General features: G+C 47.5%; 28 protein-coding genes. 25 read left to right on the top strand and 3 right to left on the bottom strand.

The features are described 5' to 3' along the window. Positions 1 to 25: 25 nt before the first annotated feature. Complete coding sequence (locus tag JNUCC21_RS12485; protein ID WP_072589353.1) at positions 26 to 946, bottom strand: aldo/keto reductase; 921 nt, start codon at positions 944 to 946, stop codon at positions 26 to 28. Positions 947 to 1,008: 62 nt separating this feature from the next. Next, complete coding sequence (gene mciZ, locus JNUCC21_RS12480) at positions 1,009 to 1,131, bottom strand: Z-ring formation inhibitor MciZ (protein WP_003153315.1); 123 nt, start codon at positions 1,129 to 1,131, stop codon at positions 1,009 to 1,011. A gap of 78 nt (positions 1,132 to 1,209) precedes the next feature. Between mciZ and JNUCC21_RS12475 the strand changes: the two genes are divergently transcribed. Next, positions 1,210 to 1,764, top strand: coding sequence for an NUDIX hydrolase (locus JNUCC21_RS12475; RefSeq protein ID WP_003153317.1), 555 nt, complete (start codon positions 1,210 to 1,212; stop codon positions 1,762 to 1,764). Next, positions 1,764 to 2,927 carry a TIGR00375 family protein gene (locus JNUCC21_RS12470; protein WP_072589352.1) on the top strand — a complete coding sequence of 388 codons (1,164 nt, stop codon included), beginning with the start codon at positions 1,764 to 1,766 and terminating at the stop codon, positions 2,925 to 2,927. The genes JNUCC21_RS12475 and JNUCC21_RS12470 overlap by 1 nt, the downstream gene beginning before the upstream one ends. A gap of 10 nt (positions 2,928 to 2,937) precedes the next feature. On the opposite strand, the gene JNUCC21_RS12465 is transcribed toward JNUCC21_RS12470, so the two are convergent. Beyond that, positions 2,938 to 3,291, bottom strand: a complete 354-nt coding sequence (locus tag JNUCC21_RS12465) for a helix-turn-helix domain-containing protein (RefSeq protein ID WP_063094863.1) — start codon at positions 3,289 to 3,291, stop codon at positions 2,938 to 2,940. Positions 3,292 to 3,467: 176 nt separating this feature from the next. Between JNUCC21_RS12465 and JNUCC21_RS12460 the strand changes: the two genes are divergently transcribed. The 23 genes from JNUCC21_RS12460 (at position 3,468) to JNUCC21_RS12350 (ending at position 22,213) form a co-directional block, all read left to right on the top strand. After that, positions 3,468 to 4,457: a type I asparaginase gene (locus JNUCC21_RS12460; protein WP_003153321.1), complete on the top strand. Its 990-nt coding sequence runs from the start codon at positions 3,468 to 3,470 to the stop codon at positions 4,455 to 4,457. A 37-nt stretch (positions 4,458 to 4,494) separates the two neighbouring features. Further along, the gene (gene aspA, locus JNUCC21_RS12455) at positions 4,495 to 5,922 is read left to right on the top strand and encodes an aspartate ammonia-lyase (RefSeq protein ID WP_003153322.1); all 1,428 of its coding nucleotides are present in this window, start codon (positions 4,495 to 4,497) and stop codon (positions 5,920 to 5,922) included. A 141-nt stretch (positions 5,923 to 6,063) separates the two neighbouring features. Next, entirely contained in the window at positions 6,064 to 7,470 is a 1,407-nt protein-coding gene (nhaC, locus tag JNUCC21_RS12450) for a Na+/H+ antiporter NhaC (RefSeq protein WP_025284952.1), read from the top strand. Between the two features lie 12 nt (positions 7,471 to 7,482). Next, complete coding sequence (locus JNUCC21_RS12445; protein WP_059368500.1) at positions 7,483 to 8,796, top strand: NAD-dependent malic enzyme; 1,314 nt, start codon at positions 7,483 to 7,485, stop codon at positions 8,794 to 8,796. A 112-nt stretch (positions 8,797 to 8,908) separates the two neighbouring features. Continuing rightward, positions 8,909 to 9,199: a hypothetical protein gene (locus JNUCC21_RS12440; protein ID WP_003153325.1), complete on the top strand. Its 291-nt coding sequence runs from the start codon at positions 8,909 to 8,911 to the stop codon at positions 9,197 to 9,199. 56 nt (positions 9,200 to 9,255) lie between these two features. Beyond that, a complete protein-coding gene (locus tag JNUCC21_RS12435) occupies positions 9,256 to 9,483 on the top strand; it encodes a hypothetical protein (protein ID WP_012117898.1) in 228 nt (75 codons plus the stop codon). 76 nt (positions 9,484 to 9,559) lie between these two features. Continuing rightward, entirely contained in the window at positions 9,560 to 10,204 is a 645-nt protein-coding gene (gene spoIIM / locus JNUCC21_RS12430; protein ID WP_007409404.1) for a stage II sporulation protein M, read from the top strand. A 112-nt stretch (positions 10,205 to 10,316) separates the two neighbouring features. Continuing rightward, a complete protein-coding gene (fur, locus tag JNUCC21_RS12425) occupies positions 10,317 to 10,766 on the top strand; it encodes a ferric iron uptake transcriptional regulator (protein WP_003153330.1) in 450 nt (149 codons plus the stop codon). Positions 10,767 to 10,881: 115 nt separating this feature from the next. Continuing rightward, the gene (locus JNUCC21_RS12420) at positions 10,882 to 11,109 is read left to right on the top strand and encodes a YqzK family protein (protein WP_015240136.1); all 228 of its coding nucleotides are present in this window, start codon (positions 10,882 to 10,884) and stop codon (positions 11,107 to 11,109) included. A 7-nt stretch (positions 11,110 to 11,116) separates the two neighbouring features. Then, complete coding sequence (gene xerD, locus JNUCC21_RS12415; protein WP_007612347.1) at positions 11,117 to 12,007, top strand: site-specific tyrosine recombinase XerD; 891 nt, start codon at positions 11,117 to 11,119, stop codon at positions 12,005 to 12,007. 167 nt (positions 12,008 to 12,174) lie between these two features. Beyond that, positions 12,175 to 13,359 (top strand): phosphopentomutase, encoded by a 1,185-nt coding sequence (gene deoB / locus JNUCC21_RS12410; RefSeq protein ID WP_072589351.1) that lies wholly within the window; start codon positions 12,175 to 12,177, stop codon positions 13,357 to 13,359. An 11-nt stretch (positions 13,360 to 13,370) separates the two neighbouring features. Continuing rightward, a complete protein-coding gene (locus JNUCC21_RS12405) occupies positions 13,371 to 14,189 on the top strand; it encodes a purine-nucleoside phosphorylase (RefSeq protein ID WP_007409407.1) in 819 nt (272 codons plus the stop codon). A 136-nt stretch (positions 14,190 to 14,325) separates the two neighbouring features. After that, positions 14,326 to 15,495 (top strand): D-alanyl-D-alanine carboxypeptidase family protein, encoded by a 1,170-nt coding sequence (locus tag JNUCC21_RS12400; protein WP_043020831.1) that lies wholly within the window; start codon positions 14,326 to 14,328, stop codon positions 15,493 to 15,495. A gap of 95 nt (positions 15,496 to 15,590) precedes the next feature. Further along, on the top strand, positions 15,591 to 15,944 hold the full coding sequence (spoIIAA, locus tag JNUCC21_RS12395) for an anti-sigma F factor antagonist (protein ID WP_007409411.1): 354 nt from the start codon (positions 15,591 to 15,593) through the stop codon (positions 15,942 to 15,944). Next, the gene (spoIIAB, locus tag JNUCC21_RS12390) at positions 15,941 to 16,381 is read left to right on the top strand and encodes an anti-sigma F factor (RefSeq protein ID WP_003153347.1); all 441 of its coding nucleotides are present in this window, start codon (positions 15,941 to 15,943) and stop codon (positions 16,379 to 16,381) included. Before spoIIAA ends, spoIIAB begins: the two co-directional genes overlap by 4 nt. A gap of 11 nt (positions 16,382 to 16,392) precedes the next feature. After that, complete coding sequence (gene sigF / locus JNUCC21_RS12385; RefSeq protein ID WP_003153348.1) at positions 16,393 to 17,160, top strand: RNA polymerase sporulation sigma factor SigF; 768 nt, start codon at positions 16,393 to 16,395, stop codon at positions 17,158 to 17,160. 126 nt (positions 17,161 to 17,286) lie between these two features. Next, on the top strand, positions 17,287 to 17,907 hold the full coding sequence (locus JNUCC21_RS12380; RefSeq protein WP_007409412.1) for a stage V sporulation protein AA: 621 nt from the start codon (positions 17,287 to 17,289) through the stop codon (positions 17,905 to 17,907). Continuing rightward, on the top strand, positions 17,897 to 18,322 hold the full coding sequence (locus tag JNUCC21_RS12375; protein ID WP_014418289.1) for a stage V sporulation protein AB: 426 nt from the start codon (positions 17,897 to 17,899) through the stop codon (positions 18,320 to 18,322). The genes JNUCC21_RS12380 and JNUCC21_RS12375 overlap by 11 nt, the downstream gene beginning before the upstream one ends. 12 nt (positions 18,323 to 18,334) lie before the next feature. Next, complete coding sequence (spoVAC, locus tag JNUCC21_RS12370; protein ID WP_007612334.1) at positions 18,335 to 18,787, top strand: stage V sporulation protein AC; 453 nt, start codon at positions 18,335 to 18,337, stop codon at positions 18,785 to 18,787. 11 nt (positions 18,788 to 18,798) lie between these two features. After that, positions 18,799 to 19,815 carry a stage V sporulation protein AD gene (gene spoVAD / locus JNUCC21_RS12365; RefSeq protein ID WP_015240132.1) on the top strand — a complete coding sequence of 339 codons (1,017 nt, stop codon included), beginning with the start codon at positions 18,799 to 18,801 and terminating at the stop codon, positions 19,813 to 19,815. Further along, a complete protein-coding gene (gene spoVAE / locus JNUCC21_RS12360) occupies positions 19,816 to 20,166 on the top strand; it encodes a stage V sporulation protein AE (RefSeq protein ID WP_007409415.1) in 351 nt (116 codons plus the stop codon). Between the two features lie 3 nt (positions 20,167 to 20,169). Continuing rightward, positions 20,170 to 20,778 (top strand): stage V sporulation protein AE, encoded by a 609-nt coding sequence (locus JNUCC21_RS12355; protein ID WP_025284950.1) that lies wholly within the window; start codon positions 20,170 to 20,172, stop codon positions 20,776 to 20,778. Continuing rightward, complete coding sequence (locus JNUCC21_RS12350; protein WP_007409417.1) at positions 20,732 to 22,213, top strand: spore germination protein; 1,482 nt, start codon at positions 20,732 to 20,734, stop codon at positions 22,211 to 22,213. The genes JNUCC21_RS12355 and JNUCC21_RS12350 overlap by 47 nt, the downstream gene beginning before the upstream one ends. The last annotated feature ends 62 nt before the right edge of the window (positions 22,214 to 22,275 follow it).

The raw sequence follows: 22,275 nt of genomic DNA, 5'->3' as shown, positions 1-22,275 counted from the left end.
TCTGAAAAGGTGCCGGTTTTATTATTTAAGAACGATGGGCTTCGTATACGTCCCGTTTTGTATGGTATTGCAGGGCTTTGATTTCCTGGCTGCTTAAACGCCTGGCTTCTGCAGCCGAACAGTTTTCTCTCAGCTGCTCAAGTGAGCTGGCTCCGGTGATGACAGAAGCGACGGCCGGCTGTGACAGCAAGTATTGAAGAGAAAGCTCCGTCATGCTCAAGTCAGGTGCGGCAGCGCTGATCGCTTTTTTGGTTTCTGTCAGTTCTGCAAAAGAATATGTTAAATAGCCGTTCTCTTTTACGCTTGCGGCCGCTTGATCAAGCGGTTTTTCCGTAAGAAGCCCTTTAGCGACAGGCCCTCTTGCGACTACGCTGATTCCGTTCTCCTCTAAAAGGGGAAGCCACTCCTCGGGACGCCGGTCCAGCAGGCTGTATTGCATCATAACGCTGGTGATATTTGATTTTTTCACATATTCTTTAATAACATTCGGACGAATCGAGGAAATGCCGTAATACCGGATGACACCTTCCTGTTTTAAGTCCTCAAATGCTTCGATCGTTTCGTCAATATGGTCTTCCATCGTGCCGCCGTGCAGCTGATAAAGGTCGATATAGTCCGTTTTCAGCCGGCGCAGGCTGTTTTTGACCGCTTCTTTTATGTAGCCCTTGGAAGCGTCCCAATGCCAGCCGTCTTTATCATCATTCCAGCGGTTTCCGGCTTTCGTGGCTAAAATGATGTCGTGCCTGCGGTTTTTGACGGCCTCCCCGACAATTTCCTCATTTCTGCCGAAATCATAAAGATCAGCGGTATCTAAATAATTGATTCCAAGCTCGATCGCTTCATCCAAAATAGACAGCGCTTTAGCTTTATCCGTGCCCAGCGACATACAGCCGAGCCCGATTTCGCTTATTTCTAAATCAGAATGTCCCAGTGTGCGTTTTCTCATCGTTTCGCTCCTTTTTATAGTCTTTTATTGACCGTAATATAAAGGCGCGAAGTTTTCAACTGTTAAGGCCCGGTGATCCAATCTCCGACATAGCGGAATGTCCGTCCGTATTCTTTCAGTTTAGCCCGCACTTCCCACGCCTTTCCGACCAATACGATACTCTTATCCTTCCGGTACACCTTCAATCGAAAAGCACCTCCCTCTCATGCATGTATGATAAAATATATGAGGCATAATAGAGAGACAGAACGGGAGATGACATGATGAAACATTTAGAAGAAAAAACACTTGCGAAAAAAAAGCTGTATGACGGGAAAGTCATAGATCTTTACTTAGAGGACGTAGAGCTCCCGAACGGAAAAACAAGCAAGCGGGAAATCGTCAAACATCCGGGAGCGGTGGCCGTACTTGCGGTAACCGAAGAAGGAAAAATCATTTTGGTGAACCAGTTCAGAAAGCCGCTGGAACGGACAATCGTTGAAATTCCGGCCGGGAAGCTTGAAAAGGGGGAAGAGCCGGAACATACGGCGTTAAGAGAGCTCGAGGAAGAAACGGGATATACGGCGGAAACCTTGACGAAAATCACCGCTTTTTATACATCACCCGGGTTTGCTGATGAAATCGTGCATCTCTTTCTTGCGGAAGGGCTTTCGCCGCTGGAAGAAAAACGAGAGCTGGATGAGGATGAATTTGTCGAAGTCATGCAGGTCACGCTTGAAGAGGCCGTGAAGCTGATTGAATCCCGCAGGGTGTATGACGCAAAAACGGCGTACGCGATTCAGTATCTCCAGCTGAAAGAAGCGCTGAAGGAAAAATGATGAAAACCATCTATGCGGATCTGCATATTCATGTCGGCCGCACCTATACGGGAAAACCGGTCAAAATCACCGGGGCCAAAACGTTGACGCTGCACCGGATTTTAGAAGAAGCCAGTGAGGGGAAGGGAATTGAACTATTGGGCATCATCGACTGCCATTCCCCGGAAGTCATAGAAGAAATCGAGCGCGGAATTGATGAAGGCAGATACCGTGAGCTGAAAGAAGGCGGCATCCGGTATCGGAATACGACGCTTCTGTTGGGCAGTGAGCTTGAAATCTATGATCACACATGCCGCGGGCCGATTCACGTTCTCGTCTTTATGCCGTCTCTTGCCGAAATGAAGATGTTTTCTGAGTGGCTTGCAAAAAGGCTTAAAAATATCCATCTCAGTTCCCAGCGCATTTATGAAACCGGTTTGAATCTTCAAAGGAAAACAAAGGAATTGGGCGGGCTGTTTATTCCCGCCCATATGTTCACCCCGCATAAAAGCCTGTACGGAAAAGGGGTCAGATCTTCTTTGACAGAGGTTTTCGACCCGTCGCTCATTGACGCGGCGGAACTCGGGTTAAGCTGTGACACCGACATGGCTTCGCGGGTAGCAGAACTTGATCCGTATACATTTTTAACAAATTCTGATGCGCATTCCTTAGGAAAAATCGGCAGAGAATATAATGAAATGCTTCTTAAAGAAGCGAATTTCACGGAATTTTCGCTGGCTTTAAAAGGGAAGGACGGAAGAAAAATCACGGCGAATTACGGGCTGAACCCGAAGCTCGGGAAGTATTACCGGACGGCTTGCGACCGCTGCGGCAGCCCGGTTGAAAAAGGAGCTACCGTATGTCCGGAGTGCGGGGGGAAAACAAAGACAAAAGGGGTCAGTGAACGGCTGGAGGAACTGAGCGGCCCGAAAAAAAGCCGCGTGCCGCGGCCGCCGTATATTCATCAAATCCCGCTGCAGTTCATTCCCGGGGTCGGGCCGAAAACGTTAGAAAAACTGAAGCGGGCTTTCGGGACGGAGATGGCGATTCTTCATCAGGCGCAAGAAGAGGAATTGGCGCGTGTCGTCCAGCCTAAAATAGCGGCTGTCATTCATAAAGCGCGCACCGGGCAGCTTGTCCTTGAGGCCGGGGGCGGAGGGACGTACGGCAGAATCAAGCCGTAAAAGCCGGTTTTTAGCGGAGCTCCTCCTGCACCTTCTTTTTCGTGCGGACAAACGCAATCAATTCGATGATTTCATCCTGGTTAAGCGGCTGTCCGTCAACGGTCAGTATGCCGCGGCCTTGTGCGGCGTTTGTTAATTCGATGGTCTGGGCAAACGGCTCCGCCTTTTTTTCAGTGCGCCCCAGTAAATCGTCGCACGTCGTGTCAAACAGATCGGCAAGCGTGCCCAGCGCCTCGAATGACGGACGCCGGTATCCTGATTCATACCCGGCGTACGTGCTTTTGGCGATGCCGAGACGGTCAGCCGTATATTGAAGAGACCAATTTTTCTTTTTTCTCAGTTCAGTTAAACGATCTAAATTCATATTCAAAACCGCTCCTTTTCACTTGAGCAAATTATATCATATCGATATGCAAAAGTGTACGCGAATTGAATAATAATCACTTGATTAATTTCATTCGTCTGTCTATAATTTGATTAAAAGTATGCGAAAAGCGAATGCTTAACACATCTTGAGAAATGGATGAAGAGGTGCAGGGTATGAAAAAATTATTGCTGTTAACAACCGGAGGAACAATCGCCTCAGTCGAAGGAGAAAACGGGCTTGCACCCGGGGTGAAAGCAGACGAATTGTTAACCTACGTATCAAAACTTGATAACGATTACACGATGGAAACCCATTCGTTAATGAACATCGACAGCACAAATATGCAGCCTGAATACTGGGCCGAAATCGCAAATGCTGTCAAAGAAAAATATGACGCATATGACGGGTTCGTCATTACGCACGGAACAGACACAATGGCCTATACATCAGCGGCACTGTCTTATATGCTTCAGCATGCTGATAAACCGATCGTCATTACGGGTTCGCAAATCCCGATTACATTTCAAAAAACCGATGCCAAAAAAAATATCACGGACGCGATCCGCTTCGCATGTGAAGGAGTGGGCGGCGTATACGTCGTATTTGACGGCAGAGTCATTCAAGGCACACGCGCCATTAAATTAAGAACGAAAAGCTATGATGCATTTGAGAGCATTAACTATCCGTATATCGCGTTTATTACCGAAAACGGAATTGAATACAACAAACAAGTGCACATGCCAAAAGACGATGCTTTTACGGTCAATACTTCACTTTGCACGGACGTGTGCCTGCTCAAGCTACACCCGGGGCTGAAACCGGAAATGTTTGACGCATTAAAGGGCATGTACAAAGGAATCGTCATTGAAAGCTACGGCAGCGGCGGCGTGCCGTTTGAAGGAAGAGACATTCTCGCCAAAGTCAATGAAATGATTGAAAGCGGCATTGTCGTCGTCATTACGACACAATGTCTTGAAGAAGGAGAGGACATGAGCGTCTATGAAGTCGGCCGAAGAGTTAATCAAGATCTCATTATCCGCTCCAGAAATATGAACACGGAAGCCATCGTGCCGAAATTAATGTGGGCGCTCGGCCAGTCTCACAACTTGGCTGAAGTCAAAAACATTATGGAGACACCGATCGCAGACGACGTTGTACTGTAAAAACATGACTACCACAAAGAGAAAGTAGGGTTTTAGCATGACAAACGCGCAAAAAGAATATCGTCAGGAAAAAGATTTCCTCGGAGAAAAACAAATTGAAGCTGATGTGTATTACGGAATACAAACGCTGCGCGCGAAAGAAAACTTTCCGATTACCGGCTACCGCATCCACGAAGAAATGATTAATGCGCTCGCCATCGTCAAAAAAGCGGCGGCGCTTGCCAACATGGATGTAAAACGGCTGTATGAAGGAATCGGAAATGCGATTGTACAGGCCGCAGATGAAATTCTTGAGGGAAAATGGCATGACCAATTTATCGTCGATCCGATCCAAGGGGGAGCCGGAACGTCCATGAACATGAATGCCAACGAAGTAATCGGCAACAGGGCTCTTGAAATCATGGGGCATAAAAAAGGTGAATACATTCACCTCAGCCCGAACACACACGTCAACATGTCACAATCGACGAACGACGTGTTTCCGACGGCAATCCATATTTCAACCTTGAAACTTTTGGATAAGCTCCTTGATACGATGGCGCATATGCTCAGTGTCTTTAAAGATAAAGCGAAACAATTTGATTCTGTCATTAAAATGGGGCGCACACACCTTCAGGACGCTGTGCCGATCCGTCTCGGACAGGAATTTGAAGCATACAGCCGCGTGCTTGAGCGTGACATAAAGCGAATTAAACAATCCCGCCAGCATCTGTATGAAGTAAACATGGGGGCAACGGCCGTAGGTACGGGACTTAACGCCGATCCGCGCTACATAGAACAGGTTGTGAAGCACCTGGCTGACATCAGCGGACTGCCGCTTGTCGGCGCCGGCCATTTGGTTGACGCCACACAAAACACTGATGCGTATACGGAAGTTTCAGCCGCGTTGAAAGTATGCATGATGAACATGTCTAAAATCGCCAACGATCTGCGCTTAATGGCTTCGGGTCCGCGCGCGGGACTTGCGGAAATTTCACTGCCCGCCCGTCAGCCGGGATCATCCATTATGCCTGGGAAAGTCAACCCTGTAATGGCAGAGCTGATCAACCAAATCGCCTTCCAGGTCATCGGGAATGACAATACGATCTGCCTCGCTTCAGAAGCGGGCCAGCTGGAACTTAACGTAATGGAGCCGGTACTCGTATTTAACCTGCTTCAATCCATCAGCATCATGAATAACGGGTTCCGTTCATTTACCGATCATTGTCTGGCGGGAATTGAAGCCAACGAAAAACGCCTGAAGCAATACGTGGAAAAAAGCGTCGGCGTCATTACAGCGGTCAATCCGCACCTCGGGTATGAAGCGGCTGCGCGAATTGCACGTGAAGCAATCATGACGGGGCAATCTGTAAGAGATCTTTGCCTTCAAAATGATGTACTGACAGAAGAAGAATTGGATATCATTTTGAATCCATATGAAATGACAAAACCGGGGATTGCCGGAAAAGATCTATTAGAAAAATAAATTTTAAAGCAATAACAGCCGCCTTTTCACGTTTTTTAGTGAATAGGCGGTTGCCATACAAAGGGATGAGGCAGTATAGTATAATTTGTTATATCATTTGATGAAAGCGTTTTAGCTTTTTTCTTCTAGGGGGATTTTCTTGTGAAAGAGGCCAGATTGCCAAATTTATTGGAAATTATTATCTTATTATTCGGGTTTTTAGCACTTGTCTTATCGTTCACAGTGTTTTTAGACCTGCCGATCCAGCTAGCTCTATTAATATCCTGGTTTTTCGCTATTATTCTCGGAGTCAGGCTGGGATATTCATATAAAGACTTGCAGGCTTCGATTGTCACCGGGATATCAAACGGTCTTGAAGCGGTATTGATTCTCGTTTCGGTCGGTGCGCTCATCGGGACATGGATTGCCGGCGGCGTTGTGCCGACGTTAATTTATTATGGTTTAGAGTTTATTAATCCTCATATTTTCCTTCTGGCCACACTGGTTATTTGTTCCGTTATGTCCGTTGCGACCGGAACGTCGTGGGGAACCGTGGGAACCGCAGGGATCGCCATGATTGCCATCGGGGAGGGAATGGGTATACCGCTTCCGATCGTAGCGGGAGCCGTTTTGTCCGGCGCTTACTTCGGAGACAAGCTTTCACCGCTGTCTGACAGTACGGTGCTTGCCTCCACGCTTTCTAAGGTGGATGTGCTGTCACACGTCAGAGCGATGATGTATCTGTCAATTCCGTCCTATATTATTACGGCCATTCTATTTACCGTAACGGGATTTATATACGGCGGAAAAAATATTGATCTCGGCAAAGTGGAATTTTTAAAATCTTCATTGCAGAAAACGTTTGACATTCATATATGGATGCTCATTCCGGCTGTTGTCGTCGTTGTCCTTCTGATTTTGAAAAAGCCGTCTATGCCCGTTATCGTCATCGGTGCTTTGCTTGGCGCAATCTGGGCTTCCGTCTTTCAGGGAATGAATTTTGCCAGTGCCATCGCGACTGCTTATAATGGTTTTTCTATTAAAACGGACGTCGAATTTTTAAACGGCCTGTTAAACCGCGGAGGCATTACCGGTATGCTGGATACGTTAGTCGTTATCCTGTTCGGTCTCGGTTTTGGAGGAATTCTTGAGAAGCTCGGCGTATTAAAAGTGATTGTCTCAACTTTTGAGAAAAAGCTGACCACACCGGGAAATGTAACGCTTTCGACATTGATCGTCGCCCTTTTAGGAAACATTTTCGGCTGTGCGATGTACGTGTCATTGATCCTGACGCCGAAAATCATGGAGAACAGTTATGATAAACTGAAACTTGACAGAAGAGTTTTATCCCGGAACGCAGAGGTGGGCGGCACGCTTACTTCAGGGATGGTGCCGTGGTCTGATAACGGCATCTATATGGCCGGCATTCTCGGCGTATCCACATTTTCTTATCTGCCGTTCATGTGGCTCAGTTTTGTATCTATCGGACTGGCAATATTGTACGGATACACGGGGAAATTCATTTGGTACACGAAAGAAAAATCCTTGCAATCTCAAAAATTGGGTTAGGAGGTTCATTTCATGATTACAAAGCATATGATTCGGACGTTAATGATTGAAACGCCGACTGTTCCCGGAAATCTCGGAAAAGTGGCAACCGCCATCGGAGTGATGGGCGGAGATATCGGGGAAGTTGAAACTGTTAAAGTCGGCCCGAACTATACAATGCGCAACATCACGGTGCAGGCCGAAAATGAAGAGCAGCTGCAGGAAATCATTCAAGCCATTGAAGCTCTCGGTGAAGGCATCCGGCTTCATACAGTCTCAGATGAAGTGCTCTCTGCTCATGAAGGCGGCAAAATTCAGATGAAAAGCAAAATGCCGATCCGGACACTGGCTGAGCTTGGGCGTGTTTATACACCGGGTGTCGCCGATGTGTGCAGACTGATTGAAAACGAGCCTGAAAAAGCGTCCATCTATACGACAATCAGCAATTCTGTCGCCATTGTCACCGACGGAACGGCAATTCTCGGCCTCGGCAATATCGGCTCTGTCGCCGGAATGCCCGTAATGGAAGGGAAAGCCGCGCTTTTTGACCAGCTGGCGGGTATCAGCGGAATTCCGATTTTGCTCGATACCTCTGATCCGGAAGAAATCATTCGCACGGTAAAACATATTTCTCCGGGGTTCAGCGGAATTCTGCTTGAAGATATCGGTTCGCCCCACTGCTTTGACATTGAAGACCGCCTGAAAGAAGAACTGAACATTCCGGTTATGCACGATGACCAGCACGGCACGGCGGTCGTCACGCTCGCCGCCGCCATTTCCGCTTGTAAAAGCGCCGGTCTTGATTTAAAAGAAGCGAAGGTCGGTCAGATCGGTCTCGGCGCGGCAGGCGTCGCCATCTGCCGCATGTTTATGGCATACGGAGTCAAAGCGGTCTGCGGAACGGACAAGTCAGAAGACGCAATGAACCGCCTCGCTCAGTACGGAGGTCAGCCGCTTGGAAGCATCAAAGAATTAATGGACACGTGTGACATTGTGATCAGCACCACAGGAGTTCCGGGTCTCATTAAAAAAGAGGATGTCAGAAAAGGACACGTCATTCTGGCTTTATCTAATCCGAAGCCGGAGATTGAACCGGAAGAGGCATTACAAGCCGGGGCCGCTTATGCAGCTGACGGCCGTTCGGTCAATAATGTTCTCGGCTTCCCGGGGATTTTCCGCGGCGCGCTGAACGCCAAAAGCAAGAAAATCGACCATGAAATGCTTGTGGCGGCCGCAGAAGCCATCGCCTCTTGCACGAAACACGGCGATCTCGTGCCTCAGCCTTTGGATGCGGACGTGCATCAAGCCGTATCAGCAGCCGTAGAACGGGCCGCGGCAGGGAAATAAACAACTCTTACAGTACCGGACATGTGCCGGTGCTGTTTTTTTATCATGAATAGGAAGCGGAATTCTTAGGCAGGCTAACAGATAGCAAAAGACGGAATAAAGAGGTGTCGATGTGGATTATTTTCCGCTGATCCATACAAATATTTGGGATGCTGTGATCGGCGTGCCGGTCGTCTTATGCGTCACACAGCTGATCAAAGTGTTCTGCCGGGTTCCGGGCATATTCGTTCCCACGATTGCCCTTGCTGCCGGAAATGTTGTGTCTATCGTTTTCGGTCATCATGAACACGTGTATGCGGGGATTTTTATGGGGTTTTTTTACGGATACGCCGCAATGGGGAGCTATTCATCTGCCAAAACGTCTCTGCGCGCTTACCGGTCGAAACATGAGCCGTATTCATGAACACATCCGGACTTTTTTGTTATGATAAAGAAAAGGGAAAAAGGAGCGGTTGGCACATGGCGAAGAGCAAAACGAAAAAAATGCGGGAGCATCTCAAAAGAAACGGGATGCGTGACGCAGTCCTGTCAAGGGGGACGGCGCCGTCTTTCAGCACCCATGAAAGAGTAACGAAAACCAAAAAAGACAGGCTTGAAAGAATAAAGCATAAAAAAAGGAACCCCTATGATCACCGGAGTGATGACGGGGGTTCTTTTTTTATGCCCGAATCTCGCGCCTTTCTATGATTTCTCTGTCATGTTTTCTCTTTTCTTTCATACAATCTACTAAATCAAGTCAATAGATTAGCGGGAGGAAAGCGGTATGAGAAAACAATCGTACAAAGAACTGTTTTTTCGCCATGTAAAGGATCATCTGTCACTTTATATATTTGTGTTCGTCTTGTTTTTGATGGGGGTCATTTTCGGGGCGATCATCGTCAACAGCATGACCATCACGCAGAAAGAAGATTTGTATTACTATTTAAGCAAGTTTTTCGGACAGCTGTCTGACGGAAAACATGCCGGCGCTTCAGAAATGTTTTGGCAGGCCGTCTTTCATGATGTGAAATATTTGGGGCTGATGTGGATTCTCGGTATTTCCGTGATCGGTCTTCCGGTTATTTTCATTATGGTGTTCTTAAAAGGAATCGTCGTCGGCTTCACGGTCGGTTTTTTAGTGAATCAAATGGGGATGAACGGGTTTTTCCTGTCATTTATTTCGGTTCTGCCGCAAAACATCGTTCTCATTCCGGCGTATCTTATCATGGGGACATGCTCTATCGCTTTTTCACTGAAACTGATCCGGCAGCTGTTTGTCAAACGCAGCCTTCATGACGCGCCGATCCAATGGTTCGGACGTTACGCCTTCGTGCTGATTCTCATCGTTTTCTTCTCGGTCATCGCCTCGCTGCTCGAGGCGTACGTGTCTCCGCTGTTTATGGAAAAGCTGTCATCACGCATATTTTAGAATGATTATCACAAAATAATACTTTTATTTATCAGTTTATAATAATTATAGTTGGAACTCTGCGCGTATTTTGTTATAATGAGTCATGGAATGCGGCGTAGGAGGGAAAGACATGGAAAACCGTATTGATCGAATTAAAAAGCAGCTGCACTCGTCAAGCTACAAGCTTACGCCACAGCGGGAAGCAACGGTAAGAGTGCTGCTTGAAAACGAAGAAGACCATTTAAGCGCAGAAGATGTATACCTCCTCGTAAAAGAGAAATCTCCTGAAATTGGTCTCGCTACAGTATACCGTACATTAGAATTATTAACAGAATTAAAAGTCGTTGATAAAATTAACTTCGGGGACGGCGTATCCCGCTACGACCTTCGCAAAGAAGGCGCGGCTCACTTTCATCACCATTTGGTGTGCATGGAGTGCGGAGCCGTCGATGAAATTGAAGAAGATCTGCTTGAAGACGTTGAAGAAGTGATTGAACGTGATTGGAAATTTAAAATTAAAGATCATAGATTGACTTTTCACGGAATCTGCCACCGCTGCCGCGGCGATGAAACAGAGTAAAAGCCTACGAACCTTTTCTGCCAGGAAAGGGTTTTTTGCTGTTTTTATGTATAAAAGCCTTTGAAATTGGCATAAGGTGTACTAACAGCCGCCAAAAGAAAGGGTCGATCGAAAGATGGGCAGATTCCTAAAAACAGCCGCGGATACGATCAAAGTGTTTATTCTGTTCACAGGTTTTACCGCGCTGTTCTATTATGCTATGATATGGGTGAATTCAGAGTATGAAAACTATCATCGGTACGATAAACCGGAAGGCTCCGCCGTCAAAGTGGCCAAAACGGAACAAGAGGATAAAGACGGCTGGTTCGGCCGATTGATCTTTTTTTACCAAAACGGGGAGTAGATCAAGAGTGAAGGATCAAATTAAGGATTTCATCCATTATGTGAGGGTTGAAAGAGGGCTGTCCCAAAATACGATGATGTCCTATGAGCGTGATCTGAAAAGTTATTCTCTCTTCTTAACTGAAAGCCTTCAGATCACTTCATGGAATGATGTGACCCGTCTTCATATTATTCAATATTTAAAGCATATAAAGGACTCCGGGAAATCCGGCAAGACGTCTGCGAGGCATTTGGCGTCAATCCGGTCTTTTCATCAATTTCTGTTAAGGGAAAAAGCCGCGGATAAAGATCCTTCGGTACATATTGAAACACAAAAAACAGAGCGGACGCTTCCGAAAGTATTGGCGCTTCACGAAGTTGAGCGGTTATTGGACACGCCTAAGCTTGACAGCCCGTTCGGCCTCAGGGATAAAGCCATGCTTGAACTGCTGTACGCGACCGGCATCAGGGTCAGCGAGATGATCGAGCTGAAATTATCCGACGTCCATTTGACGATGGGATTTGTCCGCTGCTTCGGAAAAGGGCGGAAAGAGCGGATTGTGCCGATTGGTGAAGCCGCTTCTCATGCGATAGAAGCATACATTGAAAAAGCCAGAGGGAAATTATTAAAGAAAAACGTAACCGAAGCGCTTTTTCTGAATCATCACGGCAGGCAGATCAGCCGTCAGGGATTCTGGAAAAACCTAAAAAAAATCGCACTTGAAGCGGGGATTAAAAAAGAGCTGACACCGCACACGCTCCGGCACTCCTTTGCAACGCACCTGCTCGAAAACGGGGCGGATCTGCGCGCCGTGCAGGAGATGCTCGGACATGCCGATATTTCCACGACGCAAATTTATACGCATGTGACGAAAACAAGGCTGAAGGACGTGTACAAACAGTATCATCCGCGCGCTTAGGAGCCGTTGCCAGAGGGGCCGCGGCTTTTTTGCCGGATTGGCGGAATACAGAGAAGGTTCTAATTATTTGAATCGGCATTGTCAGCAAGAATGTAAACGGTTTATACTTGAGTTGTCTGACCTCTGTAAGCTACAATGGACAGATGGAAGAAAAGGAGGCTTTTATGATGTCTGAATACAAATATAACCGGGTATTTTTGATCGTAATGGATTCTGTCGGAATCGGTGAAGCGCCGGACGCCGCCGATTTTAATGATATAGGCGCAAATACGCTCGGACACATCGCAGAGCACATGAACGGCTTACATATGCCCCATATGGCGCAGCTCGGTCTCGGACTGATCGGAGACATTAAGGGCGTGGAAAAAACGGAGCACCCTCTTGCGTACTACGGAAAAATGCAGGAGGCGTCAAACGGGAAAGATACGATGACGGGGCACTGGGAGATTATGGGCCTCTACATTGAAAAACCGTTTAAAGTGTTCCCGGAAGGATTTCCGGATGAACTTCTTCAGGAACTTGAGCGGCGTTCAGGACGGAAAATCATCGGAAATAAGCCGGCTTCAGGCACGGCGATTCTGGATGAGCTCGGAAAAGAACATATGGAAACGGGTGCGCTGATCGTTTATACATCAGCAGATTCCGTGCTGCAGATTGCGGCTCACGAAGATGTCGTTCCGCTTGACGAACTGTACAGCATCTGTGAAACGGCCAGAGAACTGACGCTTGATCCGAAATACATGGTCGGCCGGATTATCGCAAGACCGTTCGTCGGAGAACCGGGCGGCTTCAAACGCACGCCGAACCGTCATGATTATGCGCTCAAACCGTTCGGCCGCACGGTAATGAACGGAATGAAAGACAGCGGATTAGACGTCATTTCCATCGGCAAAATTTCTGATATTTATGACGGAGAAGGCATTACATCTTCCCGCCGCACGGTATCTAATATGGATGGCATGGACAAAGTGATTGAAACGCTCGGTGAAGAGTTTACGGGCCTGAGCTTTGCCAATCTCGTTGATTTTGACGCGCTGTACGGACACCGCCGCGATCCGGAAGGGTACGGAAAAGCGCTCGAGGAATTCGACGCGAGGCTTCCGGAAGTGTTTGAGAAAATGAAAGAAGACGATCTGCTTATCATCACTGCGGATCACGGCAATGATCCTGTCCATCACGGCACGGATCACACGAGGGAGTATGTGCCGCTTCTTGTGTACAGCAAAAAGCACAAACACACTGAACAGCTGCCGCTTGCGGATACATTTGCCGATATCGGCGCAACCATTGCGGATAATTTCAAAACGGAAAAGCCGAAATACGGAAAAAGCTTTTTATCAAGATTACAGTAGGGGGACTTTTTTTGAAACAAAAGATCGAACGTGCTGCTGCATTTATTAAAGAACACGTGAAAGAAACACCAAAGATCGGTCTGATTTTAGGGTCAGGGCTCGGCGTATTGGCCGATGAAATTGAAGGAGCTGTCAAGCTTACATATGAAACGATCCCTGATTTTCCGGTCTCAACGGTAGAAGGCCATGCCGGCCAGCTTGTGATGGGAACGCTTGAAGGTGTGCAGGTCATCGCGATGCAGGGCCGCTTTCATTACTATGAAGGCTACTCAATGGATCAGGTCACATTTCCCGTCCGCGTGATGAAGGCGCTCGGCGTTGAATCTCTTGTCGTGACGAACGCAGCCGGCGGTATCAACACTGAATTCCGCGCCGGCGATCTGATGATTATTACAGACCACATCAACTTTACGGGCACCAACCCGTTAATCGGGCCGAACGAAGCTGAATTCGGACCGAGATTCCCGGACATGTCAGAAGCCTATGACAAAGAGCTGTCAGGCTTGGCTGAAAAAACGGCCGATGAGCTTGGCATCCCTGTTCAAAAAGGGGTGTATACAGCTGTTACGGGGCCGTCTTACGAAACGCCTGCTGAGGTTCGGTTTTTAAGAACGATGGGTTCTGACGCTGTCGGCATGTCGACCGTGCCGGAAGTCATCGTCGCCAACCACGCGGGGATGCGCGTGCTCGGCATCTCATGCATTTCCAACGCGGCGGCAGGTATTCTTGACCAGCCGTTATCCCATGAAGAAGTAATGGAAATGACGGAAAAAGTAAAAGGCGGCTTTTTGAAGCTTGTAAAAGCCGTAGTCGCACGATCTCAAAAATAAGTCAGCATAAGTCAGCTGTTTCTTCGGAAGCAGCTGTTTTTTTGTGCCCTCAACACGAAACATTTTCCAGATGAGGCGTATAAAACCACCGGATTTGGAAAAAATAAAAAGGATTATGAAATGGAGGGCTTTGGAGATGAAACGTCTTATATCCACTTTGTTGATTGGCATTTTATTAACGGCATCAGCACCGTCCGCTTTTGCAAAGCCGGACGGAAAACATACATCGGAGCTCGCTCATGAAGCCAAAAGCGCCGTGCTGATTGAACGCGATACGGGAAGTATTCTTTATAACAAGAACAGCCGGGAGCGTCTGGCGCCGGCAAGCATGACAAAAATCATGACCATGCTTTTAATCATGGAAGCGCTTGACAAAGGGAAAATAAAGATGAGCGATAAAGTCAGGACGAGTGAACATGCCGCGTCCATGGGCGGATCACAGATTTTCCTTGAACCCGGAGAAGAAATGACGGTAAAAGAAATGCTCAAAGGAATTGCGATAGCTTCCGGAAATGACGCATCTGTCGCAATGGCGGAGTATATCGCCGGTTCAGAAGAGGATTTCGTCAGCCGGATGAACAAAAAAGCAAAAGAATTGGGATTGAAAGATACCTCCTTCAAAAACCCGACGGGACTGCCCGAAAAAGACCATTACAGCTCTGCTTATGACATGGCGAAAATGGCGAAGGAATTATTAAAGTATGATAAAATCACTCAATTTACAGGAACGTATGAGGATTATTTAAGAGAAAATACAGACAAAAAGTTCTGGCTCGTCAATACAAACCGGCTGATCAAATTTTATCCGGGTGTAGACGGCGTGAAGACGGGCTTTACAGGCGAAGCGAAGTATTGTTTAACCGCCACCGCTAAAAAAGGAAATATGAGGGTCATTGCTGTCGTTTTCGGAGCCAGCACTCCGAAAGAAAGAAATGCCCAAGTGACCAAAATGCTTGATTACGCCTTCAGCCAGTTCAAAACACACCCGCTGTACAAACGGGATCAAATCGTCGGAACGGTAAAAGTGATAAAAGGAAAAAAGAAACTGATCAAGCTGACCACGTCTGAGCCGATTTCTCTTCTGGCCAAAAAGGGAGAGAACATGGACAAAGTAAAAAAAGAAGTGAAAATCAACGGCGATGTAACGGCTCCGGTTAAAAAAGGAGAGGTGCTCGGCAGCCTCGTTCTGAAAAAAGACGGAAAGGTGCTCGTTGAAAGCCCGGTCACGGCAAAAGACGACATGGAAAAAGCGGGTTTTCTCACTTTTCTGAAGCGCACGATGGGAGATTGGACAAAATTTAAATAATCGTGGCGAACGGGCACTAGTTTTGTCATAGTGAAGGAATTGCTTTCCCGAAAATCGAAACACTCATTATCCGATCATATCAAGGAGGAATGAGCATGAGCCTTGGAATTGACTTTCATGTCAAAGAATCCGTGCTTTGTATTCGATTAACAGGTGAACTCGACCATCATACGGCAGAATCATTAAAACAAAAGGTTACTGAATCGCTGGAGGCTGACGGCATCCGTCACATCGTGCTGAACCTTGAAGATCTTACCTTCATGGACAGCTCCGGCCTCGGCGTGATTTTAGGGCGTTATAAACAAATTAAACAGCTCGGCGGAGAAATGGTCGTGTGCGCGATTTCACCCGCGGTGAGGCGTCTGTTTGACATGTCCGGCCTGTTTAAAATCATCAGGTTCGAACAATCAGAACAAAAAGCGCTTTTAACGTTGGGGGTGGCATCATGAAAAACGAGATGCATCTTGAATTTTCAGCCCTCAGTCAGAACGAATCGTTTGCGCGCGTAACAGTTGCTTCTTTTATCGCACAGCTCGACCCGACGATGGATGAGCTGACGGAAATCAAGACCGTCGTATCAGAAGCGGTAACAAACGCAATCATCCACGGCTATGAAGAAAACTGCGACGGAAAGGTGTACATCTCCGTTACGCTGGAGGATCATGTCGTCTATCTGACCATACGTGATGAAGGTCTCGGGATCACGGATCTTGAGGAAGCGCGCCAGCCGCTCTTTACGACAAAACCCGAGCTTGAGCGCTCCGGAATGGGCTTTACCATTATGGAAAACTTCATGGATGATGTCACGATTGACTCCTCGCCGGAGATGGGAACGACGATACGCTTAACAAAACACCTATCAAAAAGCAAAGCGCTTTGTAATTAAGGAGATTTGTTATGGATGTGGAGGTTAAGAAAAACAGCAAAAACGCGCAGCTCAAGGACCATGAAGTCAAAGAATTAATCAAAAAGAGCCAAGAGGGCGACCAGCAGGCAAGAGACCTCCTCATAGAAAAAAACATGCGTCTTGTGTGGTCCGTCGTTCAAAGGTTCTTAAACAGAGGCTATGAGCCGGACGATCTGTTTCAGATCGGCTGTATCGGATTGTTAAAATCCGTTGATAAATTCGATTTGTCCTATGATGTCCGTTTTTCAACTTATGCCGTGCCGATGATTATCGGAGAAATCCAGCGCTTCATCCGCGATGACGGAACCGTCAAAGTTTCAAGATCTTTAAAAGAGCTCGGCAATAAAATACGCCGGGCGAAAGATGAACTGTCAAAAACATACGGAAGAGTGCCGACCGTCCAGGAAATCGCGGACCATTTAGAAATTGATGCGGAGGATGTGGTGCTTGCGCAGGAAGCGGTGCGGGCGCCTTCATCCATTCATGAGACCGTGTATGAAAATGACGGGGACCCGATCACCCTGCTTGATCAGATCGCCGATCATTCAGAAGAGAAGTGGTTTGACAAAATCGCCCTCAAGGAAGCGATCAGTGATTTGGAAGAACGGGAAAAACTCATTGTCTATCTGAGATATTATAAAGATCAGACACAGTCGGAAGTAGCCGAACGGCTCGGGATTTCCCAAGTCCAGGTATCGAGGCTGGAGAAAAAAATATTAAAGCAGATTAAAGTGCAGATGGATCATACGGAAAGCTGACCTTTTACGGGCCGGCTTTTTTTATTTGTGCATCGGTGGTAATTTATGGTCTTTTGCCGCTGATGAATGAGAACAAAAGTGAACCGCATACTACATATATAACCACCCGAAAGATGGTGATGCAAGATGGAAAGACGAATATTTCTCAGACTTCGCCACCGCGTGAAGGCTCATACCGGAGATATCATCACAATCGGCGACGCCGCGCAGATCGCGGGACAGCAAAAGCTGAAAAAAAAACTGTCGGCACTGCCGCTGTATAAGGTCACGAAAAAAGACAAAAATATCGTTGTGCTGGACATCATAAAAGTGCTGAAAACCATTCATACCGCTTTTCCCGCTCTTGATGTACAGACCGTCGGCGGCGCTGAAACGATAGTGGAAATCCATTACCAGAAAAAGCAGCTGTCAGCCGTTTTGTTCGTCGGTGTCTGGCTCCTGCTTTTTATCGGTTCATGTCTTGCCATTATGAATTTTCATGAAGATGTCAGTATGAGAGAAGTTCATATCGCCTTATATGAAATCATAACGGGCGAACGGAATGAATATCCGTATCTGCTTCAGATTCCGTACAGCATCGGCCTCGGTCTCGGTATGATCGTCTTTTTTAATCACATCTTCAAAAAACGCCTGAATGAAGAGCCAAGCCCGCTGGAAGTCGAGATGTTTAATTATCAGCTTGATCTCGATCATTATGTCGCAATGCACGAAAATGAAGAGACGATGAAAGATCTGCATGATCGTTAGCATTCTTTTCGTTATGTTTGTCGGGCTTGGCGGAGGGCTGACCGTGGGAGCGGGCTTTGTGGCTTTTTTAACCGTTATGGGAATCGTCCCCCGCCTTATGCAGCTGACAAAAACAATGCGCTTTGTACAGGCCTACGAAGGAGCTGTTATTTCAGGAGCTGTGTTCGGCGGCTGGGAAACCTTAAATATGAATCATTTTTTTTTATCTGAATGGCTGGCCGTTCCGGTCGGGCTTTTGGCCGGCATGTTTGTCGGCATGCTGGCCGCCGCGCTTACAGAAGTGCTGAATGTGCTTCCCATTCTTGCCAAACGGATCGGCTTCGGCAGCAAAATCATAATATTGCTGATGGCCATTGTGTTCGGCAAAATAGCCGGCTCTTTATTTCATTGGCTGTATTTTATCCATCATTCATAAGGAGGAACCGACGTGACAAACTTAAAAGAAAATTACAAAACAAAAGTGAAAGACTATCAGCCGAAACCGCCATATGTTTGGAATTGCGTCAAAGCCTTTCTGATCGGCGGTTTGATCTGTCTGATCGGGCAGGCTCTTCAAGACTTTTACATCCACTTTTTTAATTTTAATGAAAAAACAGCGGGCAACCCGACGTCCGCCACTCTTATTTTAATTTCCGCCCTTTTGACCGGATTCGGCATTTATGACAGACTCGGGCAGTTTGCCGGAGCGGGTTCAGCCGTGCCGGTGACGGGTTTTGCAAACAGTATGACAAGCGCCGCTCTCGAACACAGAAGTGAAGGACTCGTGCTCGGGGTAGCGACAAACATGTTTAAATTGGCGGGAAACGTCATTGTATTCGGCGTCGTGGCAGCCTATATCGTAGGCTTGATACGGTTTGCTTGTGAAAAACTGTTTTCGTAGGAGGAGAAAAAATGAAATTGACCGGAAAGCAAACCTGGGTGTTTGAAAACCCGTTATTTGTAAATGCGGCGGGGACGGCAGCCGGACCGAAAGAAAAAGACGGCCCGCTCGGTTCGCTGTTTGATAAGACATACGATGAAATGCATTGCAATCAGAAAAACTGGGAAATGGCGGAACGTCAGTTAATGGAAGATGCCATCAACTCCGCTTTGCAAAAACAGAATTTGAAAAAGAGCGATATTGATTTGTTACTCGCGGGGGATCTTTTAAATCAAAATGTGACCGCCAACTACGTCGCCAGACATCTGAAAATTCCGTTCCTCTGTCTGTTCGGCGCCTGTTCGACATCAATGGAAACGATTGCCGTCGCATCCGCGCTCATTGACGGCGGTTTTGCGAACCGGGCGATCGCAGCCACGAGCAGCCATAACGCGACGGCAGAACGGCAATTCCGCAATCCGACGGAGTATGGCGGGCAAAAACCGGATACTGCCACTTCAACGGTCACGGGGGGCGGGGCGGTCATCATCAGCCAAAACCCTTCTGACATCAAGATTACAAGCGCAACAGTGGGAAAAGTAAGCGACCTCGGAATAACAGATCCGTTCGATATGGGATCCGCCATGGCGCCCGCTGCCGCCGACACAATCAAACAGCACCTGCAGGACTTAAACCGCACGGCGGATGATTATGATCTGATTTTAACGGGAGACCTTTCAGGCGTCGGCTCGCCGATCGTGAAAGATTTGCTCAAAGAAGAAGGCTATCCCGTGGGAACGAAACACGATGACTGCGGTCTTCTCATCTATACGCCGGACCAGCAGGTGTTTGCGGGCGGAAGCGGCTGCGCCTGCTCCGCGCTTGTTACGTACACACATATTTTTAATCAATTAAAAGCGGGGACTCTAAACAGGGTACTCGTTGTCGCGACAGGAGCGCTTTTGAGTCCGACAATGATCCAGCAGAAGGAAACCATTCCGACCATCGCGCACGGTGTGGTATTTGAGCGGGCGGGAGGTGCATCATAAATGGAATATCTGTTGGCTTTTGTTTGCGGGGGAATCATATGCATTATCGGTCAGCTGCTGCTTGACATTTTTAAACTGACACCCGCCCATGTGATGACAACTTTTGTCGTTATCGGCGCCTTGTTAGATGGGTTCGGAATTTATGACAAATTTATCGAATTCGCAGGCGCGGGCGCGACGGTTCCCATCGTCAGCTTTGGTCACAGCTTATTGCACGGCGCCATGCATCAAGCTCACGAGCATGGATTTATCGGGATCGCCATGGGGATTTTTGAACTTACTTCCGCCGGTATATCTTCAGCGATTTTATTCGCATTTCTTGTAGCCGTTATTTTTAAACCGAAAGGATAATGCCTGATGACGAAACGGAAGGTCATTCTTGTGACAGACGGGGACGTATACGCCGCCAAAACAATTGAATACGCCGCGGAAAAAGCAGGCGGACGGTGTATTTCCCAATCAAAAGGCAATCCGTCAACGAGAAGCGGCCCCGAACTTGTTCAGCTGATTAAAGCCGCGCCGAATGACCCGGTGTTTGTCATGTTTGACGATTCAGGCCTGCAAGGGGAAGGGCCGGGCGAAACGGCGCTGAAATATGTCGCCTCACATCAGGACATTGAAGTGCTGGGGGTGATTGCGGTCGCTTCTAAGACCCATCAGGCTGAATGGACGAAAGTCGATGTCTCCATTGACCGTGATGGAGAAGTGACGGAGTTTGGCGTCGATAAAACCGGAATGAGAGAAATGGACGAGCACAGAATGAACGGAGATACGGTGTATTGTCTGGATAAATTGGACGTTCCCCTCATTGTGGGCATCGGCGACATAGGTAAGATGGGAAGAAAAGATGACATATCCAAAGGCTCGCCGATCACGATGAAGGCGGTCGAATTCATTTTAGAAAGGAGCGAAAGCCATGCCGGAAAAACCGGAAAACATGATCAAGGTGTACCGGGATCCTAGAAAAAATGAACAATTTTTTAAAGACCGCGTCGGTATGGGAACGAGCTATGATGTCGGCGTCCGCAAAGTTCGAGTATTAGACCGGGAAGTCCAGATTTACTTTGTCAACGGATTAACCGATACTTTGTTTATCATTCATTTAATGGAACAGCTCGTCGACGTCAATAATTATGACGAGAATGCGGATGAAGCGATTGACGTTGTTGAAAACAGGCTTGTCAATCAGCAGGTTCAAAAAGTCAAAACGCTCGACGAAGCAACGGATCAAGTGCTTTCCGGACTTGTGGCGGTTATCGTTGAAGACGCGGGCTTCGCCTTTATCGTTGACGTCAGAAGTTATCCCGGACGCACACCTGAAGAACCGGATACGGAAAAGGTCGTCCGCGGTGCAAGAGACGGTTTTATCGAAAATATCGTCATTAATACAGCATTGATCAGAAGACGAATCAGGGACGAAAGGCTCCGCGTCAAAATTACGAAAGTCGGCGAGCGCTCTAAGACCGATCTTGCGATTGTGTATATAGAAGACATCGCGGACCCGGACCTTGTCAGCATCGTCGAAAACGAAGTGAATGCGATTGACATTGACGGATTGACGATGGCTGATAAAACGGTGGAGGAATTCATCGTCAAACAAGGCTACAATCCGTTTCCGATGGTCAGATACACAGAGCGGCCGGATGTGGCAGCCAATCACATTTTGGAAGGGCACGTCATCATCGTCGTCGATACGTCACCGAGCGTGATCATAACGCCGACAACGATATTTCACCATGTTCAGCATGCGGAAGAATACAGGCAGGCGCCTTCAGTGGGCACATTTTTAAGATGGATCAGGTTTTTCGGTATTATTGCTTCAACCGTTCTGCTTCCGATTTGGTTCCTCTTTGTTCTCGAACCGTCTCTTCTGCCTGAAAGATTGGATTTTATCGGTTTAAATAAAAATACGCACATCCCGATCATTCTGCAAATCTTTTTGGCCGATTTGGGGATTGAGTTTCTCAGGATGGCCGCGATCCATACGCCGACCGCTTTATCCACCGCCATGGGTCTGATCGCGGCGGTGCTGATCGGTCAAATCGCCATAGCGGTGGGGCTGTTTTCAGCAGAAGTGATTCTGTACGTATCGATCGCCGCCATCGGATCATTTACCACGCCGAGCTATGAGCTCAGCCTCGCCAATAAAATGATACGCCTCATCTTAATGGTGCTCGTGGCCATTTTCCAAGTGAAAGGCTTTGTGATAGGTTTTACATTGCTGCTGATCATAATGGCGAATATCCGCTCGTTTCACACGCCGTATTTATGGCCGTTTTTACCGTTTAACGGCAAGGCGCTGTGGCAGGTGCTCGTCCGGACGACAGTGCCGGGAGCCAAAGTCAGACCGAGCATTGTTCACCCGAAAGACCGTCAAAGACAGCCAAGCGGTTCATAATCGCATTGAAACCGACAGAAGATTATGATATTGTATGTCTTAACTTATACGGGACTTGTATA

Source organism: Bacillus sp. JNUCC-21 (genome assembly GCF_041222765.1).
Classification (GTDB): domain Bacteria; phylum Bacillota; class Bacilli; order Bacillales; family Bacillaceae; genus Bacillus; species Bacillus velezensis.
Note: the sequence above shows the minus strand (reverse complement) of the source record. Positions and strands in the feature narration are given on the sequence as shown.

Coding starts and splice junctions, on each gene's coding strand:
- JNUCC21_RS12485 (WP_072589353.1), bottom strand. CDS start 946: ATGAGAAAACGCACACTGGGACATTCTGATTTAGAAATAAGCGAAATC.
- JNUCC21_RS12475 (WP_003153317.1), top strand. CDS start 1,210: ATGAAACATTTAGAAGAAAAAACACTTGCGAAAAAAAAGCTGTATGAC.
- JNUCC21_RS12470 (WP_072589352.1), top strand. CDS start 1,764: ATGAAAACCATCTATGCGGATCTGCATATTCATGTCGGCCGCACCTAT.
- JNUCC21_RS12465 (WP_063094863.1), bottom strand. CDS start 3,291: ATGAATTTAGATCGTTTAACTGAACTGAGAAAAAAGAAAAATTGGTCT.
- JNUCC21_RS12460 (WP_003153321.1), top strand. CDS start 3,468: ATGAAAAAATTATTGCTGTTAACAACCGGAGGAACAATCGCCTCAGTC.
- aspA (WP_003153322.1), top strand. CDS start 4,495: ATGACAAACGCGCAAAAAGAATATCGTCAGGAAAAAGATTTCCTCGGA.
- JNUCC21_RS12445 (WP_059368500.1), top strand. CDS start 7,483: ATGATTACAAAGCATATGATTCGGACGTTAATGATTGAAACGCCGACT.
- JNUCC21_RS12435 (WP_012117898.1), top strand. CDS start 9,256: ATGGCGAAGAGCAAAACGAAAAAAATGCGGGAGCATCTCAAAAGAAAC.
- spoIIM (WP_007409404.1), top strand. CDS start 9,560: ATGAGAAAACAATCGTACAAAGAACTGTTTTTTCGCCATGTAAAGGAT.
- fur (WP_003153330.1), top strand. CDS start 10,317: ATGGAAAACCGTATTGATCGAATTAAAAAGCAGCTGCACTCGTCAAGC.
- JNUCC21_RS12420 (WP_015240136.1), top strand. CDS start 10,882: ATGGGCAGATTCCTAAAAACAGCCGCGGATACGATCAAAGTGTTTATT.
- deoB (WP_072589351.1), top strand. CDS start 12,175: ATGTCTGAATACAAATATAACCGGGTATTTTTGATCGTAATGGATTCT.
- JNUCC21_RS12400 (WP_043020831.1), top strand. CDS start 14,326: ATGAAACGTCTTATATCCACTTTGTTGATTGGCATTTTATTAACGGCA.
- spoIIAA (WP_007409411.1), top strand. CDS start 15,591: ATGAGCCTTGGAATTGACTTTCATGTCAAAGAATCCGTGCTTTGTATT.
- spoIIAB (WP_003153347.1), top strand. CDS start 15,941: ATGAAAAACGAGATGCATCTTGAATTTTCAGCCCTCAGTCAGAACGAA.
- sigF (WP_003153348.1), top strand. CDS start 16,393: ATGGATGTGGAGGTTAAGAAAAACAGCAAAAACGCGCAGCTCAAGGAC.
- JNUCC21_RS12380 (WP_007409412.1), top strand. CDS start 17,287: ATGGAAAGACGAATATTTCTCAGACTTCGCCACCGCGTGAAGGCTCAT.
- JNUCC21_RS12375 (WP_014418289.1), top strand. CDS start 17,897: ATGATCGTTAGCATTCTTTTCGTTATGTTTGTCGGGCTTGGCGGAGGG.
- spoVAD (WP_015240132.1), top strand. CDS start 18,799: ATGAAATTGACCGGAAAGCAAACCTGGGTGTTTGAAAACCCGTTATTT.
- spoVAE (WP_007409415.1), top strand. CDS start 19,816: ATGGAATATCTGTTGGCTTTTGTTTGCGGGGGAATCATATGCATTATC.
- JNUCC21_RS12350 (WP_007409417.1), top strand. CDS start 20,732: ATGCCGGAAAAACCGGAAAACATGATCAAGGTGTACCGGGATCCTAGA.